Raw genomic sequence first — 14,448 nt, 5'->3', positions numbered from 1 at the left:
GTGGCCCGGCGCCGGCCGCCGCGCCGCGAGCCGCTCTGAGCGGGGCCGGGGTCGGCGGGGGCGGGTGCGGGTGCGGCGGCGGGCGGGGTCTGTCCGCCGGACGGTCCGGACGGGTCGTCCGACGGGCCGAAGATCAGGCCGGACTCCTCGCCGGCGGCGGGGTCGTCCTCGTCGACGATGGCCTCGAACGCCTGCGTCACGGCCGGGTCGACCGGCTGGAGCTCGGGGTCGTCGGCGTCGGACTTGAGCCCGGCGAGCCATTCCATCGACGTCTCGTCGGAGCGGTCCCTGCGGCGGGGACCGTCCGGGGGGCCGGGGGTGTTGGGCGGCTGCTCGCTCATGCGTTGACCAGTCTCTTGACGATCGAGGTGAAGAAGCCGAGCCCGTCGGTGGACGGCCCGGTCAGCGACTCCACGGCGTGCTCGGGGTGGGGCATCAGCCCGACCACGTTGCCGGCCTCGTTGCAGATCCCGGCGATGTCGTCGAGGGAGCCGTTGGGGTTCAGGTCGAGGTAGCGGGCCACGATCCGGCCGCTGGACGACAGCTCGTCGAGGGTCTCCTGATCGGCGACGTACCGCCCGTCCGCGTTCTTGATCGGGACGAGCAGCTCCTGGCCCTGGCTGTAGTCGGCGGTCCAGGCGGTCTCCGCGTGCTCGACGCGGAGCCGCTGGTCGCGGCAGACGAAGTGCAGGCCGGCGTTCGGCAGCAGCGCGCCGGGCAGCAGGTGCGACTCGCACAGCACCTGGAACCCGTTGCAGATGCCGAGCACCGGCAGCCCCTTCTTGGCGGCGGCCACCAACTCGGCCATCAGCGGCGCGAACCGTGCGATCGCCCCGGCCCGCAGGTAGTCCCCGTATGAGAAACCACCTGGCAGCACCACGGCGTCGACTCCCTGGAGGTCGTGGTCACCGTGCCACAGTGTGACCGGCTCGGCGCCGGCGAGCCGTACGGCTCGTGCGGCGTCACGATCGTCCAGGGAGCCGGGGAAGGTGATGACCCCAACCCGGGCAGCGTCCATCTGTTCTGTTCCTCCGAAATGAGGTGCGGCCGGGGCGGGCGGGTACTCTCTCCGCCGATCACCGCTTGCGCGCAACGATCCCCCCGCGCGCGTCCAATCTACCCGGCGCTGGGCATGAGCCGGCGGTCGAGGCGGCGAACCAGGGCCTCGTCGCTCCAGGTCAGTCGCTTCTGTAGGTGGACGACGGTGCCCCGTTCGGGCGAGGAGTCGATGCTCAGGTCGTCCACCAGCGCCCGCATGATCCTAATCCCGCGGCCGGATTCGCTCAACATCCCGCGGTCCTCCTCGGCCCCGCGCAGCCCCCGGCCCCAGTCCATGATCTTGAGGGTGCAGGCACCCTGGTCGATGTGCCCGACCACCTCGTAGTCGCCCGTGGCACGGGCGTGCTGGACCACGTTGGTGCACGCCTCGGACGCGGCGAGGAGCAGGTCGGCGACGCAGTCGTCGGCCACGCCGAGCGCGCGCAGGGCGTCGCCGATCACCCGCCGGACCACCGGGATACTCGGCGCTTCGCGTGGCAATGCGAGCGAGAACCTCATATCCACCGGTCACCCCTGTGGTCGCCTAGCCCCCTGCCGGGCCACCGCCCCGAAGGGACGCTCCGCGGCTCGACGCACCTAGGCTTCCCCGGCGAAAACTCGGATAATCGTTACGCCAGGGGCCTATTCCGTGCACCGCGAACGCCCCGGCCCACTGGCCGATCCGAAGTGGACGGCGACCGGGACCGACAACGCCCGGACGAACCGCGCCCAGGCTCAGAGGACGCGCACCTCGAAGTTCTCGATGACCGGGTTGGCCAGCAGGGTCTCGGCGATCTTGCGGGCCCGGTCGAGCGCCGCGTCGTCCGCGGGCCCGTCGAGCTCCAGTTCGAACCGCTTGCCCTGCCGGACCGCCGCGACGCCCTCGTACCCGAGCTGCGGCAGTTTCCGGGAGATCGCCTGCCCCTGCGGGTCGAGGATCTCCGGCTTGAGCATGACGTCGACGACGACACGCGCCACGACAGCCCCCTCATTGATCTGCGCTTTTGCTGACGAACCTGAAGCGTACGGCACCATTGCCTCACTGAACGCACCCGTCCCCCGGAGCCGAGGATGAACATCGACGAACTGTCCTCTCCGGAACGCCGTCTCTGGGAGGCGTTCCCGCGCGGCGAGTCGGTCGATCTGGCGTCCGCCGACCAGGGCCTGAACGACCCGGGCGGCGCCGACCGGTGGGGGCCCGAGCGGACCGTCCGGGCCGAGGTGCTGGTCGCGCTGCTCGTCGGCGCCGTCGCCGCCGAGCCCGGCCAGGTCGCCGCGGTCCGTCTCAGCGGCGCCCGCGTCGTCGGCCCGCTGAACCTGGGGCACGCCGAGGTGGCCGCCCCGCTGGCGCTCACCGGCTGCGCGTTCGACGAGCCCCCGCAGCTCTACTGGGCGAAGATGAGCAGCGTCCACCTGATGCGGTGCGGCCTGCCCGGTCTGATCGCCTCGGGCGCCCGGGTGGACGGGCACATGTGGCTGGAGGGCAGCCGCATCTCCGGCGGCCTCTGGCTGGACGGTGCGCACATCACCGGCATTCTCAACATGTCGGGCGTCCACCTGGTCAATCCCGGGGACGACGCGCTGCTCGCCGACCGCCTCACCGTGAACGCCAACGTCTACTGCGACCAGGGCTTCACCGCCGACGGCGAGGTCCGCCTGCCGGGTGCCCGGATCGGCGGCCAGCTCATCTTCCGCGGAGCCCGGCTGCACAACCCGCCGGGCGTCGCCCTGTACGCCAGCCGCCTCGACGCGGCGGCCAACGTGTTCTGCGACGGCGGGTTCAGCGCCGAAGGCGAGATCCGGCTCCGCGGCGCCCGCGTCGGCGGCTACCTCTCGTTCGTCGGCGCCAAGCTCGTCCATCCCGAGCGCACCGCCCTGAACGCCGACGACCTCGCCGTGGAGACCGACGTCTACTGCACAGACGGATTCAGCGCCGACGGCGGCGTCAGCTTCGCGGGCGCGCGCGTGGCCGGGCAGCTCAGCCTGAGCGGTGCGCGCCTCAGCCACGAGTCCGGGACTGCCCTCGGCCTCCAGCGCCTCCAGGCCGAGGAGCTCCTTCTGAGGCCCACCGAGGCCATCAAGGGCATAGCGGACCTCTCCTACGCCCGGGTCAACCTCCTGCGCGACGACGCCGGCACATGGCCGTCCCGCCTCCAATTGGACGGCCTCCAGTACGAGAACCTGGAGCCGCCCCTCACCGCACGCGAGCGCCTCGGCTGGCTGCGCCGCGACACCGACGGCTACCAGCCCCAGCCGTACGAGCGGCTCGCACAGACCTACCGCAGCCTCGGACTGGACGCCGACGGCCGCTCCATCCTCCTGGCGAAGGCCCGCGACCGCCGGAGCACCCAGGGCCTCCCCCTCAAGACCATCGGCTACTTACAGGACGCCCTGGTCGGCTACGGCTACCGTCCGTTCCGCGCGGCGAGCTGGCTGATCGGCCTGCTGGCGTTCGGCACCGTCGTCTTCTCGCTGCACAAGCCCGGCGTCCTGAACGCCGACGACAGCCCGCATTTCAACGCGTTCTTCTACACCCTCGACCTGCTCCTGCCGGTCGGATCGCTCGGCCAAGAGGGCGTCTTCGCCCCGGCGGGGATCTACCAGTGGATCGCCAACCTCCTGGTGGCCGCGGGCTTCGTCCTCGGCCTGACCGTGGCCGCCGGCGCCACCCGGGCCCTGTCCCGGGAGTAGGGCGGCGCCCCCTTTGTCAAGGCGGGTCAACGCGCCCGTTGACCCTGTCGTACCCGTGCGCTACTTGTGGCGGGACGGGAATCAGGGGGACGCCGCGAATGGTCACAGGAAAGATCGATGTGCCGGCCGTCCAGGCGGAACTCCAGGCCATTTCGACGCTCATGTCCGAGATCGTCCGCATGATGGGCCCGCAGGTCTGGCAGGGCGGCTCGGCGGGCGCGTTCACCGCCGATCTGCAAGGCCACAACCGGTCACTCGACCGGATGATGGTCCAGATCATGAAGATGGTGTCGGAACTCGACCACATGCCGATGGTGCTGACCGTCCCGGAGATCCCCCGGGTCACCCCCGCGTCCGGCCGTCCCGGCGTGGCCTCGGTGTCCCCCAGCGGCCTGGAACGCCTCGAGACCGCCCTGAACCGCGCCGCCGACGGCCTTCCGGGGCACGGCAACCGCGTCCGCCGCCTGCTGGCCGTCCAGGGCCCCGGCATCGCCGGCACCGCCCAGTGCGCCCGCACGTCCGACTGGTGCCGCGACCAGGCCAGGCGGATGCGCACCCGCGTCATGTACGCCCTGGCCGAGAACCAGGTCACGCCCCGCGGCCCGATGCCCGCGATCCCCGACCTCGAACGCTTCGGCGACAGGGAGATGTCCGATCTCGGCCGCCTCCAGGCCCTCGCCTTCGCCAAGAACCTCAAGGACCCCGACGGCCCCCTGCTCAACGAGATCGGCCGCACCCTCCGCGAGAACGCCAAGAACCAGGCGTACCTCGGCACCTTCTTCGGCAACGTCCCGGCCGGCTCCATCGGAAAGCTCGCCTACACCCTCCACAGACGAAGCGGCGCCCCCCTCTCCAAGGACGACAAGGCCCTCTTGGGCGCCGTCGGAACCGCCCTGGCCGCCCTCTCCCGCAAGAAGGACGGCCAGGGCGCCCTGGCCAACGCCCTGGGCCCCATCGGCGCCGACCTCCCCGGCCAGGCCCTCCTGGTCAAGCTCAGCGCCCCGGACGTCAAGTGGAGCTCGTCCGTCCTGGTCGACATGGGCAAGGCCGCCCTCCGCTGGCGCCAGAAACACCCCTCCTACGCCATCACCGAAACGGTCGGCGGCAAGGCCGGAGACCAGTACACCTACGCCACCAACCAGCCGAACGGACGCTGGTGGGATGCCTGGGGCCTGGGGACCTCGGCCCGCAACGGTGATCCGAAGGTGCTGAACGAGTACGACCCGGCCCTCACCATCCTGGGCCGCATCTCCCGGCAGAACGACCGCGCGGCAGCTCGGACGCTGGTCGCCACAGACCTCGAGAACGGCTTCACCATCAAGGACGCCGAGAAGGCCGACGCGCTGACGTGGCTGAGCCGCGGCAATGGCGGAACCTACGCGTCCCTGCTGGTCGCTCCCGACTGGCCTGACTCCGGTGCCGCCGCGGGGGCCGTCATCAAACTGGCGACCACCCCGGAGAAGGGGCACGAGGAGGAGGCCGCGAGCAATGCCGCCGAGATCATGAAGACCGTCGCCTGGTGGAACGACAAAGGCCGGGAGAAGGTCGACAAGCTGCTGAAGAAGGAAAGCCCGCCGGACCTGTTCCCCTGGTTCGACGTGGTCCCCCCTCAGGGAAGCGGCCCGCGCTGGATGGGCCACACCAAGCAGTACGAGGCCGAACTCGGCTCGGGTCTGGTCTCCGGCCTGTTGCAGATGACCCGCATGCACATCCCTGCCATCGCCGACGCCAACCGCACCGCCAGCGGCACCGAACTGCCCAGCACTGATCCGGTGACCCATCGCGCCTACGTGGACATCAGCGGCTCGGACATGCAGTCCTTCCTTCGCACCTTCGCCGCCGACGACAGGGCCTGGGCGCAGCTCGCCGCCGATACCCAGAACTATCGGCAGCGACTCTTCGCCTGGGGCCTGCGCACCCACAGCTTGGGCGACGCCATCGTGCGCGCCGGATACCTGGAGGGGAACCTCATCGCCGCCTACGCGAAGGAGCGGACCAGCAGCGAGGAGATCACGAAGAAGCAGTACGAAGACGCCCAGAAGCGTCTCGGCGTCTTGCGCGACATCACCGGCGGGATCATCGGAGCATCACCGGCCGGTGCCGTCCCCGGAGTCACCGATGTCTACGGCATCGGCACGAATCTCGCCCTGGACAAGATCCAGTACAAGGATTTCGACAAGAAGATCGAGCAGATCAAAGCGGAAAATTCCACCTACTCGGACCAGATCTATCTGGACCTGGCTCGCGGCTACGCACTCGCCCACCACGGGAACACCGGCGATCCCACGATCAATTCACTTCTCAAGAAGGAGGATCTATCTACGGAAGACAAGGCCCGCGTCATCCAGTGGACGAAGCAGCACCCCTTCAAAGAACGGACACCACAGACTGACGAGGTCACCGGCCTAGAGGTACTCCGGAAAGCCGAGAGTGCGTCGGACCACAACATCCCACCTTCTTGAGCCTCGATCCAGGGCGTACTGCACTCACTTTTCAAAGGCAGAACCGGCCAGCCGATCGGGAAGCTTGAACGAGTAGACCCGACCGCAACCCTTATCATTCAGCAAGATACTGCCATCAGCCGCACGGACACTACCACTCGACATGGCGGATGCGACGGAACCAAGGGACCCATCGAATTTGTCACACCTGACAAATCCACCCCACGACAACCGCTCCATCCTTCCATCTCGTCGCACCAGGGTCGGCCGGGGCGTGATTGTGCTCGCTTTCATTCCCCCTAGCAGCACCACAGCCCCCTGACCTGCGGGAACAACAGTGGACCACGAAGGCAGGCGGGATACTGACTTCGGAAATCGAACCGAAGTCGCCGGACCAGTGCGCGGTAGTCGAATAATTCCGCGATGCCCTAGCAGAACCAATCCACCCTGGTCGTCGAGCACCGCGTCCGAGGGCTGAAATTCTCCTTCTTCGACCACCTTGTCAAGGGCATCGCCATAACCGAGAGGGCGCCATTCATCAAGCCTCCCCGGCCCGCGAACCTCAAACAGCATTCCCGTCTTAGAGATAACGATCGGGACACCATCAGCACGAACAACAAGCTTCGCCCCCTTCCAATTCGGATAGAGCTGAAGCTTCACTGAAGCTGACAGCGACCCTCCCGCCGAATCTCTCACTTCAATGTTCTTCGAATCCTTCAAGTCCATCCATTTAATAACTTCCGCCTGCCGCCAGCCGGCTACGGAAACTCGAAGAACCTTGATCCCGAAACCCGCTGCAATCAGCCAGAGATCATCACCATAGATGACCATCTGATCAGGCACGATGTCCACTCCATAAAGCGACACCTTGCCATCTCTTCCCAAGCGTGCAACGCGTCCTTCGCTGTCATAATAGACGCGGTAGTAAATGTCGCCACCGGCTGACATCGCGATCCCGCCACCACCATAAGCGCTGCTGCGCAGGCCATATTCACCGTCACGCGGATCTCGATTGAGATTCGTGTCACCCGCGATGATGACCGCCTGGCCGGGGCGGACCGGCTTCGGGGTGGGGTCGAATGCGGACTTGGGCTTCTCGGTGCACCCGCCCAATGCCGCGAGCACGACCACACCAGCGATGACCCGGTTGTAACGCACGGGTCGATGATGCCAGGAAGGGGCAGTCGGGGGAATGCACATCCGGCCGCGGTCGCCTCAGGCGAGGTCGTGCGCCCCGGACCTGATCTCCTCGACCAGCGAGGTCCACCCGTCCAAGCCCAAGATCACCACAGCACCGTCTGGATCCTTCGAATCGCGCAGGAAGCGGAATGCCCTGGCCCCGGCAACCTCGACGCAGTTGGCCCCTTGGGCCGATCGGGAGCCGGTACGCCAGACGAGTGATTCAATGCTCATTTGCCCCAATTCTGCCTGCTTCACACGCGTTTGGCGAGCTCCGCGATCAGGGCAAGGCTGTCGTCGACACCCAGGGCGTTCATAGCGAGCTGATTGAACGCAAGGCCGTAAGTGTGGACCTGGACATCGTCCTCCACGTACAGGGCACCGGTCAGCCCGTCCAGGTAGACGACGTCCGCCATGTGCTTCCCGGGGAAGTCCATGAGGGCGAAGGTGCCGGTCACGGCGGGATGCGCCCCTGCTTGGAAGGGGAGGACCTGCAACATCACGTTGGGGAGACCGGCGAACTCCAGCAACCTCTCGAACTGCCGGCTCATCACCTCCGGCCCACCGGTCATGCGGCGAAGCGCCGCCTCGTCGATGATCGACCAGAGCCGGAGCGGCTCGGGCTCCCGTTCGGTCAGGACGGCCTGGCGGGTTCTCCTGACATCCACCCGGCGGTCGATCTCGGACGGCGGAGCAAACTGCATCAGGCCGACACGGATGATCTCTTGTGCGTACCGCTCGGTCTGAAGCAGGCCATTGATGACGAGCCCGTCAAAGCAGCGCAGCGACTTCGCTTCGACCTCAAGCTCGATGTAGGCCGCGTAATCGGTCTGGATCGTGTCGGCGTAGGCATCCCACCAACCGCATTGTCTCGCGGTCCGGGCGAGTGCGAGCAGTTGATCACGTCGCTCACCGGTGACTCGATAGAGGTCTGCGAGCTGACCCAGGTCGGTGACCTGAACACGCTGTGAGGCGGTCTCGATACGCGACAGCTTGGCGATGGACCATCTTGGGGCGTTCACCGGACGCGGTCACGGCTCAGCGCCGCTGCGGTCTCCGGCAAGTCGCCTACTTCGCCCTGCCGATCCCCGAACCCCATCCCGTCGTCCGTTCCGCGCCGGATTGCCGGACGGCCGGGCAGATGCTGGAGGCGGCACTCATGGCTCGGGGGCTGAGGCCGGTGCACCGGTGTGAAGGCTTGGGCATGGCCGTTCTGTCGGTACGGCCAGAGATCACCGTGTTCGCCCGGCAGGGTGGCTTCTCGCTGACCACTCCGCTCACCGGGACGGTCCGATATCCGCTCGCTGAGGTTGTCGAGGTCTCCGAGGTCGTCGTGTGGTGCAACGAGGAGCTGGACGCGGGCTGAGGTCTGGCGCCGTGGACGGTGATGTGCGTCACCTTGGGGTGGTCTGGAGGCCGTTGGCGCGGGGTGGCGGGGGTGGGTCGGGGTAGGGATGTCGGTGGCGGGGTCTTGCGCCGTTGGGTGTGATGTCTGCCACGATGGCTTTAGCGGCTATCCGTCCCTTACCTGGGGCGGTGCCACTGTTGTCGGCCGGCGTGCGGCGATCCCGCGTTCCGGCCCCGAACGAGGAGTGTCATCGATGACGATCGACTCCGTGCGCGGCGCGCCAGACACCCCGGTGCACGCCGAGCCCGAGCTCGTGCAGCTGCTCACCCCCGAGGGGGAGCGCGTCGAGCATCCCGACTACCCGCTCGACCTGACCACCGAGGAGATCCGCGGGCTCTACCGCGACCTGGTGATCGTCCGGCGGATCGACCGGGAGGCGGTGGCGCTGACCCGGCAGGGCGAGCTCGGCCTCTGGGCCTCGCTGCTGGGGCAGGAGGCCGCGCAGATCGGGTCCGGACGGGCGCTGGCCGAGCACGACATGGTGTTCCCGACGTACCGCGAGCACGCCGTGGCCTGGTGCCGGAACGTCGAGCCGGTGAAGCTGCTGGGGCTGTTCAGGGGGGTGCACCACGGCGGGTGGGACCCCGCCGAGCACGGGTTCCACCTGTACACGATCGTGATCGGCAGCCAGACGCTGCACGCGGCCGGCTACGCGATGGGCATCCAGCGGGACGGGGTGCTGGGGACCGACTCGGCCGGCGCCACGATCGCCTACTTCGGCGACGGCGCCACGTCCCAGGGGGACGTGAACGAGGCGTTCGTGTTCGCCTCGGTGTTCAACGCGCCCGTGGTGTTCTTCTGCCAGAACAACCAGTGGGCGATCTCCGAGCCGCTGGAGAAGCAGTCGCGGATCCCGCTGTTCAAGCGGGCGCAGGGATTCGGGTTCCCCGGGCTGCGGGTGGACGGGAACGACGTCCTCGCCTGCCTGGCGGTGACCCGCAAGGCTCTGGAGAACGCGCGCACCGGGCAGGGCCCGACGCTGATCGAGGCGTTCACGTACCGGATGGGCGCGCACACGACGAACGACGACCCCATGCGCTACCGGCTCAAGTCCGATGAAGAGGCGTGGAAGCTCAAGGACCCGATCGAGCGGGTCAAGGCGTACCTGGTGCGCGGCGACCTGGCGGACGTGGCGTTCTTCGAGGACGTCGAGGCCGAGGCGAAGCGGATCGCGACCGACCTGCGCAAGGCGTGCCTGGCGCTGCCCGACCCGACGCCTCTGTCGATCTTCGAGAACGTGTACGCCGAGGACCATCCGCTGATGACCGAGGAGCAGGAGCGGTTCGCCGCCTACCTGGAGTCCTTTGAGGGGAGCGCGCGGCCGTGAGCGAGAAGCAGACGCTGAACAAGAGCCTGAACATGGGCATGCGCAAGGCCTTGGAGGACGATCCCAAGGTCCTGATCATGGGCGAGGACGTGGGCCGGCTCGGCGGCGTGTTCCGAGTGACCGACGGGCTCCAGAAGGACTTCGGCGAGGAGCGCGTCATCGACACGCCGCTCGCCGAGTCCGGCATCATCGGGACGGCGATCGGGCTCGCGCTGCGCGGGTACCGGCCGGTGTGCGAGATCCAGTTCGACGGGTTCGTGTTCCCGGCGGTCGACCAGATCATCACCCAGCTCGCCAAGATGCGGATGCGGTCGCTCGGCAAGGTGACGCTCCCGGTGGTGATCCGGATCCCGTGCGGCGGCGGCATCGGCGCGGTGGAGCACCACAGCGAGTCGCCCGAGGCGTACTTCACGCACACGGCGGGGCTGCGGGTGGTGGCCTGCTCCAACCCGGCGGACGCGTACTCGATGATCCAGCAGTCGATCCGCTCGGACGATCCGGTGATCTTCTTCGAGCCGAAGCGGCGCTACTGGGAGAAGGCCGCGATCGAGGTCGAGGAGGGCGGCTGGACGCCGCTGCACAGCGCCCGGGTGGTGACCCCCGGCGAGCACGTGACCGTGCTCGCGTACGGGCCGTCGGTGAAGACCTGCATCGAGGCCGCCGCGGCGGCGTCCGAGGAGGGCCGCTCGCTGGAGGTCATCGACCTGCGGTCGCTGAACCCGCTCGACATCGGCACGGTGGTCGCGTCGGTCAACCGGACCGGACGCTGCGTGGTGGTGCACGAGGCCCCCGTGTTCAGCGGCTACGGCGCCGAGCTGGCCGCGCGGATCACCGAGAAGTGCTTCTACCGGCTGGAGGCCCCCGTCCTGCGGGTCGGCGGCTTCTCCACCCCGTACCCGCCCTCGCGCGTCGAGGAGCACTACCTGCCCGATCTCGACCGGATCCTCGACGCCGTCGACCAGACCTTCGGATGGTGACGCCGATGACGGAGACGAAGCAGTTCAAGCTGCCCGACGTGGGCGAGGGGCTGACCGAGGCCGAGATCGTCAAGTGGCATGTCGCGCCCGGCGACCAGGTCGAGGTCAACCAGACCATCGTGGAGATCGAGACCGCCAAGGCGATCGTCGAGCTGCCCTGCCCGTTCGAGGGCGTGGTGACCGGGCTGCTGGTCACCGAGGGCGAGACGGTGGACGTGGGGGTGCCGATCATCTCCGTGGACGTCGCCGGTGACGGCGACGGCGACGGCGACGGCGACGGCGACGGCGCTGAGGCGCAGGTTCCCAAGGCGGACGAGCCCGGGGCCGTCACGCCGGACACGCCCAAGCGGGAGCCCGTCCTGGTGGGGTACGGCGTGCTGCCGGGCGCCACCAAGCGGCGTCCGCGTAAGCAGTCGAACGGTGCGGCCGAGCCCGTGCCCGCGCCCGCGCCCGCGCCCGAGCCGCCCGCGCCCGAGCCCGTGGCGCCGGTGACGCCCGCGGTCGTTCGTCCACAGGCTGTGGACAACGGATTGCCGCTGGCCAAGCCGCCCGTGCGGAAGATGGCCAAGGACCTCGGGGTGGACCTCGCCACGATCGCCGGGACGGGGCCGCAGGGGTCCGTCACCCGCGACGACGTCCGCGCCGCGCAGGCCGCGCCGGTCTCCGCCCCGGTGCCGGCTCAGGGGGTGCGGGAGGAGCGGATCCCGGTCAAGGGGGTGCGGAAGTCGATCGCGGCGGCGATGAGCGGATCGGCGTTCACCGCACCGCACGTCACCGAGTTCCTCCAGATCGACGTGACGCGCACGATGGAGGCCGTCCGGCGGCTGCGCGAGCTACCGGACTTCGCCGAGGTGAAGGTCTCGCCGCTGCTGCTGATCGCGCGGGCGCTGCTCACCGCCGTGGCCCGCACCCCGATGGTGAACGCCGTCTGGGCGGACGGCCCGTCCGGCGCCGAGATCGTGGTCAAGCACTACGTCAACCTCGGCATCGCGGCGGCCACCGAGCGGGGGCTGATCGTGCCGAAGGTCAAGGACGCGCAGGCGCTGTCGCTGCCGGACCTGGCCCGCGCGCTGAACGCGCTGGTCGAGACGGCGCGGACGGGGAAGTCGACCCCCGCCGACCTGACCGACGGGACGATCACGATCACCAACGTGGGCGTCTTCGGGATCGACACCGGCACGCCGATCATCACGCCGGGCGAGTCGGCGATCCTGGCGGTCGGCCAGATCCGGGACATGCCGTGGGTGCACGAGGGGGAGCTGGCGATCCGGAAGGTCACCACGCTGTCGCTCTCGTTCGACCACCGGGTCATCGACGGCGAGCTGGGGTCGCGGGTGCTGCGCGATGTCGGGGACATGCTGGAGGACCCGATCCGGATGCTCGCCTGGAGCTGACCTCGTCCGCCCGGCCCGGCCCGGACCGCGCACACGGCTTTGCGTGCGCGGTCCGGGCCGTCCGGGTCAGCGGGGCGGCGGGTTGTCGCCGTCGTAGAGGTGGTCGCGGTCGTCCGGCCTGGAGCGGCGCTGCTGCGTCCGGGTCATCAGCACGAGCTGGAGGGCGAACGAGACGCCGCCGACGATGATCAGAATGACTCCGATCACGTGGATGTCCACCGGGTCGTTCATCGCGTCCGCCCGGATGGCGAACTTGAGGATCAACCCGAGGGTGATCGTGAAAATGCTGACGCCGACACCCATGCGTGACCTCCGCCAGACGTTCTACAGCCGTGCTCTTTAACTATCCGCTGGGCTGTCCGGTCACACGTGCGCGGCTGGACGTGGTCAGGAGACGGGCACGTTGTTCACCTTGCCGAAGGGGCCGCCGTCGAAGACCACCGAGGAGATCGGGCCTGGCGGGGCCGGAATGTAGGCGAAGCCGCGCACCGGCTGGTCGATCGCGGTGCGGAACGTGGCGCGGCCCGGGTCGACGTAGGCGGCGGACCCGCCGGCGGGCGCGGGGCCGACGCGGACGGCGCGGTAGACGTCGGTGCCGCCGGGGGCCAGCACGGAGAACGAGGTGAACGCGCCGCCCGGGTAGTCCTTGTGCGGGTAGGCGGCGTCCGGCGGGGTGCTGCCCGGACCCTCGTCGACCAGGTCGAACACCGCGACGATGTAGGCGCCGTCGCGGTAGAACGGCTTGACGTCCAGCCGCCGCTTGGCGCCGCCGAACCGGCCGAAGCGGCTGGCCACGGTCGCGCCGTCCTGGGCGCGGAAGCCCGCGGGGCGGACGGTGCCGCCGCGGCCGTCGGCGGCGGCGGTGGAGGCGTTGGTGGCGCCATCGGCCTGCTGCCGCACCGAGTAGGAGATCTCGACGCGGCGGTTGCGGGCGCGGGCCTTGGCGTCGTCGGCGCCGCCCTCCTTGGCGATCGGCTCGGCCTCGCCCTTGCCGTGCGCGGAGTACTTGAACGAGCCGCCGAGCCGGTTCTTCAGCTCCTTCATCACCGCTTCGGCGCGCTCGCGCGACAGCTTGAGGTTGTAGCCGTCGCCGCCCTTGCTGTCGGTGTGCCCGTTGAAGGTGAGCGGCCGCTTGCCCGGGTCGGCCTTCTCCTTGATCTCCTTGGCCGCCTGGTCGAGCACCGACGCGGCGCGGCCGGACGGCTTGGCGGAGTCGAACGCGAACAGCACGTCGGTGCGGAGGTTTATCGTGACGTCGGACCCGCTGGAGGTGACGTCCTTGATCTCGCCCTCGGTGATGTCGTACAGCTCGGCCGGGTTGTCCGTGGGAGCGGCCTCGCCGCTGGTGGGGGCCGGGGCGTCGCCGGTGCCGGTGACCGGGACGCCGGTGAACTCCCCGGCGGTGCCCGGCGTGATCACGGTGATCTTCTCGACGGCGGCCGGGATCGGCGGGTACTCGGCGGTCATCTCGCGCGGCGCGTTCGGCGGGAACTGCTCGCTCGCCGCGCCCGGGACCAGCGGCTTGTAGAGCTTGCGGCCGACCGGGTCGAGCAGCCGGACGGCGAACGGCACCGACTTGGCGGCGGCGTCCAGGGAGGTGACGGTGTAGCGGAGCACCGACTTGGCGCCCTGCCGCTCGACGCCCTTGACCTCGACGCGGGCGTGCAGGCCGTCGGCAGCGCCGAACCAGCCCTCCTTGACCGGCTGCCCCCCGGTCTGCGCGCGCGCGGACGAGGCCGCCCCGGCCGTGACCTTGGGCGGGTCGCTCTTCTCCGGCCCGCCGGAGTCGGAGCAGCCGGCGGCGAGCAGCAGCCCGGCGAGGGAGGTGGCGAGGGGGGCGTGCAGTCTGCGGGCCGGCATCGGCTCTCCGGTTCGTTCGGGGGGTGCGGGGCGCGGACGGACCCGGCCGAGCGTAAGTCATCCGGACCGTCCCGCGCAGCGGTGCCCACCGGACCTGAGGGAACGCGCCCGGCCGGAACGCGGCGGCCCCCGT

The 14,448-nt window shown here is 69.4% G+C and carries 14 protein-coding genes; 6 read left to right on the top strand and 8 right to left on the bottom strand.

Annotated features, from left to right (window positions below):
* Positions 1-337: 337 nt before the first annotated feature.
* From purQ to purS, 3 genes are all read right to left on the bottom strand, one after another.
* Positions 338-1,018: a phosphoribosylformylglycinamidine synthase subunit PurQ gene (gene purQ, locus QP090_RS16695; RefSeq protein ID WP_285939836.1), complete on the bottom strand. Its 681-nt coding sequence runs from the start codon at positions 1,016-1,018 to the stop codon at positions 338-340.
* 98 nt (positions 1,019-1,116) lie between these two features.
* Positions 1,117-1,557 (bottom strand): ATP-binding protein, encoded by a 441-nt coding sequence (locus QP090_RS16690; RefSeq protein WP_285939835.1) that lies wholly within the window; start codon positions 1,555-1,557, stop codon positions 1,117-1,119.
* A gap of 216 nt (positions 1,558-1,773) precedes the next feature.
* Positions 1,774-2,016 carry a phosphoribosylformylglycinamidine synthase subunit PurS gene (gene purS, locus QP090_RS16685; protein WP_285939834.1) on the bottom strand — a complete coding sequence of 81 codons (243 nt, stop codon included), beginning with the start codon at positions 2,014-2,016 and terminating at the stop codon, positions 1,774-1,776.
* A 93-nt stretch (positions 2,017-2,109) separates the two neighbouring features.
* On the opposite strand from purS, the gene QP090_RS16680 reads away from it, so the two are divergent.
* The gene (locus tag QP090_RS16680; RefSeq protein ID WP_285939833.1) at positions 2,110-3,729 is read left to right on the top strand and encodes a hypothetical protein; all 1,620 of its coding nucleotides are present in this window, start codon (positions 2,110-2,112) and stop codon (positions 3,727-3,729) included.
* 98 nt (positions 3,730-3,827) lie between these two features.
* On the top strand, positions 3,828-6,191 hold the full coding sequence (locus tag QP090_RS16675; protein WP_285939832.1) for a hypothetical protein: 2,364 nt from the start codon (positions 3,828-3,830) through the stop codon (positions 6,189-6,191).
* Positions 6,192-6,215: 24 nt separating this feature from the next.
* On the opposite strand, the gene QP090_RS16670 is transcribed toward QP090_RS16675, so the two are convergent.
* From QP090_RS16670 to QP090_RS16660, 3 genes are read right to left on the bottom strand one after another with little or no spacing between them, the layout of a single operon-like run.
* Positions 6,216-7,328 (bottom strand): hypothetical protein, encoded by a 1,113-nt coding sequence (locus QP090_RS16670; RefSeq protein WP_285939831.1) that lies wholly within the window; start codon positions 7,326-7,328, stop codon positions 6,216-6,218.
* Positions 7,329-7,385: 57 nt separating this feature from the next.
* Entirely contained in the window at positions 7,386-7,583 is a 198-nt protein-coding gene (locus tag QP090_RS16665; RefSeq protein ID WP_285939830.1) for a DUF397 domain-containing protein, read from the bottom strand.
* 20 nt (positions 7,584-7,603) lie between these two features.
* The gene (locus tag QP090_RS16660) at positions 7,604-8,371 is read right to left on the bottom strand and encodes a helix-turn-helix domain-containing protein (protein ID WP_285939829.1); all 768 of its coding nucleotides are present in this window, start codon (positions 8,369-8,371) and stop codon (positions 7,604-7,606) included.
* 182 nt (positions 8,372-8,553) lie between these two features.
* Here QP090_RS16660 and QP090_RS16655 point away from each other — a divergent pair, with 182 nt between their 5' ends.
* The 4 genes from QP090_RS16655 to QP090_RS16640 all read left to right on the top strand — a co-directional run bounded on the left by QP090_RS16655 (position 8,554) and on the right by QP090_RS16640 (position 12,455).
* Positions 8,554-8,715 (top strand): hypothetical protein, encoded by a 162-nt coding sequence (locus tag QP090_RS16655; RefSeq protein WP_285939828.1) that lies wholly within the window; start codon positions 8,554-8,556, stop codon positions 8,713-8,715.
* A 235-nt stretch (positions 8,716-8,950) separates the two neighbouring features.
* Complete coding sequence (pdhA, locus tag QP090_RS16650; protein ID WP_285939827.1) at positions 8,951-10,084, top strand: pyruvate dehydrogenase (acetyl-transferring) E1 component subunit alpha; 1,134 nt, start codon at positions 8,951-8,953, stop codon at positions 10,082-10,084.
* Positions 10,081-11,061: an alpha-ketoacid dehydrogenase subunit beta gene (locus QP090_RS16645; RefSeq protein WP_285939826.1), complete on the top strand. Its 981-nt coding sequence runs from the start codon at positions 10,081-10,083 to the stop codon at positions 11,059-11,061. Before pdhA ends, QP090_RS16645 begins: the two co-directional genes overlap by 4 nt.
* Positions 11,062-11,066: 5 nt before the next feature.
* Complete coding sequence (locus QP090_RS16640) at positions 11,067-12,455, top strand: dihydrolipoamide acetyltransferase family protein (protein ID WP_285939825.1); 1,389 nt, start codon at positions 11,067-11,069, stop codon at positions 12,453-12,455.
* A 66-nt stretch (positions 12,456-12,521) separates the two neighbouring features.
* Here the strand turns inward: QP090_RS16640 and QP090_RS16635 are convergent, their stop codons facing one another.
* Together QP090_RS16635 and QP090_RS16630 are read right to left on the bottom strand one after the other, a co-directional pair.
* Positions 12,522-12,758, bottom strand: a complete 237-nt coding sequence (locus tag QP090_RS16635; RefSeq protein ID WP_285939824.1) for a DUF6458 family protein — start codon at positions 12,756-12,758, stop codon at positions 12,522-12,524.
* An 84-nt stretch (positions 12,759-12,842) separates the two neighbouring features.
* On the bottom strand, positions 12,843-14,315 hold the full coding sequence (locus QP090_RS16630) for an OmpA family protein (protein ID WP_285939823.1): 1,473 nt from the start codon (positions 14,313-14,315) through the stop codon (positions 12,843-12,845).
* Positions 14,316-14,448 lie beyond the last annotated feature (133 nt).

It is taken from the genome of Actinomadura xylanilytica, from assembly GCF_030283145.1.
Lineage (GTDB): Bacteria > Actinomycetota > Actinomycetes > Streptosporangiales > Streptosporangiaceae > Spirillospora > Spirillospora xylanilytica.
The sequence above is the reverse complement of the archived record's forward strand: the minus strand, read 5'-3'. Positions and strand labels throughout refer to the sequence as shown.

Coding starts and splice junctions, on each gene's coding strand:
- purQ (WP_285939836.1), bottom strand. CDS start 1,018: ATGGACGCTGCCCGGGTTGGGGTCATCACCTTCCCCGGCTCCCTGGAC.
- QP090_RS16690 (WP_285939835.1), bottom strand. CDS start 1,557: ATGAGGTTCTCGCTCGCATTGCCACGCGAAGCGCCGAGTATCCCGGTG.
- QP090_RS16680 (WP_285939833.1), top strand. CDS start 2,110: ATGAACATCGACGAACTGTCCTCTCCGGAACGCCGTCTCTGGGAGGCG.
- QP090_RS16675 (WP_285939832.1), top strand. CDS start 3,828: ATGGTCACAGGAAAGATCGATGTGCCGGCCGTCCAGGCGGAACTCCAG.
- QP090_RS16665 (WP_285939830.1), bottom strand. CDS start 7,583: ATGAGCATTGAATCACTCGTCTGGCGTACCGGCTCCCGATCGGCCCAA.
- QP090_RS16655 (WP_285939828.1), top strand. CDS start 8,554: ATGGCCGTTCTGTCGGTACGGCCAGAGATCACCGTGTTCGCCCGGCAG.
- pdhA (WP_285939827.1), top strand. CDS start 8,951: ATGACGATCGACTCCGTGCGCGGCGCGCCAGACACCCCGGTGCACGCC.
- QP090_RS16640 (WP_285939825.1), top strand. CDS start 11,067: ATGACGGAGACGAAGCAGTTCAAGCTGCCCGACGTGGGCGAGGGGCTG.
- QP090_RS16635 (WP_285939824.1), bottom strand. CDS start 12,758: ATGGGTGTCGGCGTCAGCATTTTCACGATCACCCTCGGGTTGATCCTC.
- QP090_RS16630 (WP_285939823.1), bottom strand. CDS start 14,315: ATGCCGGCCCGCAGACTGCACGCCCCCCTCGCCACCTCCCTCGCCGGG.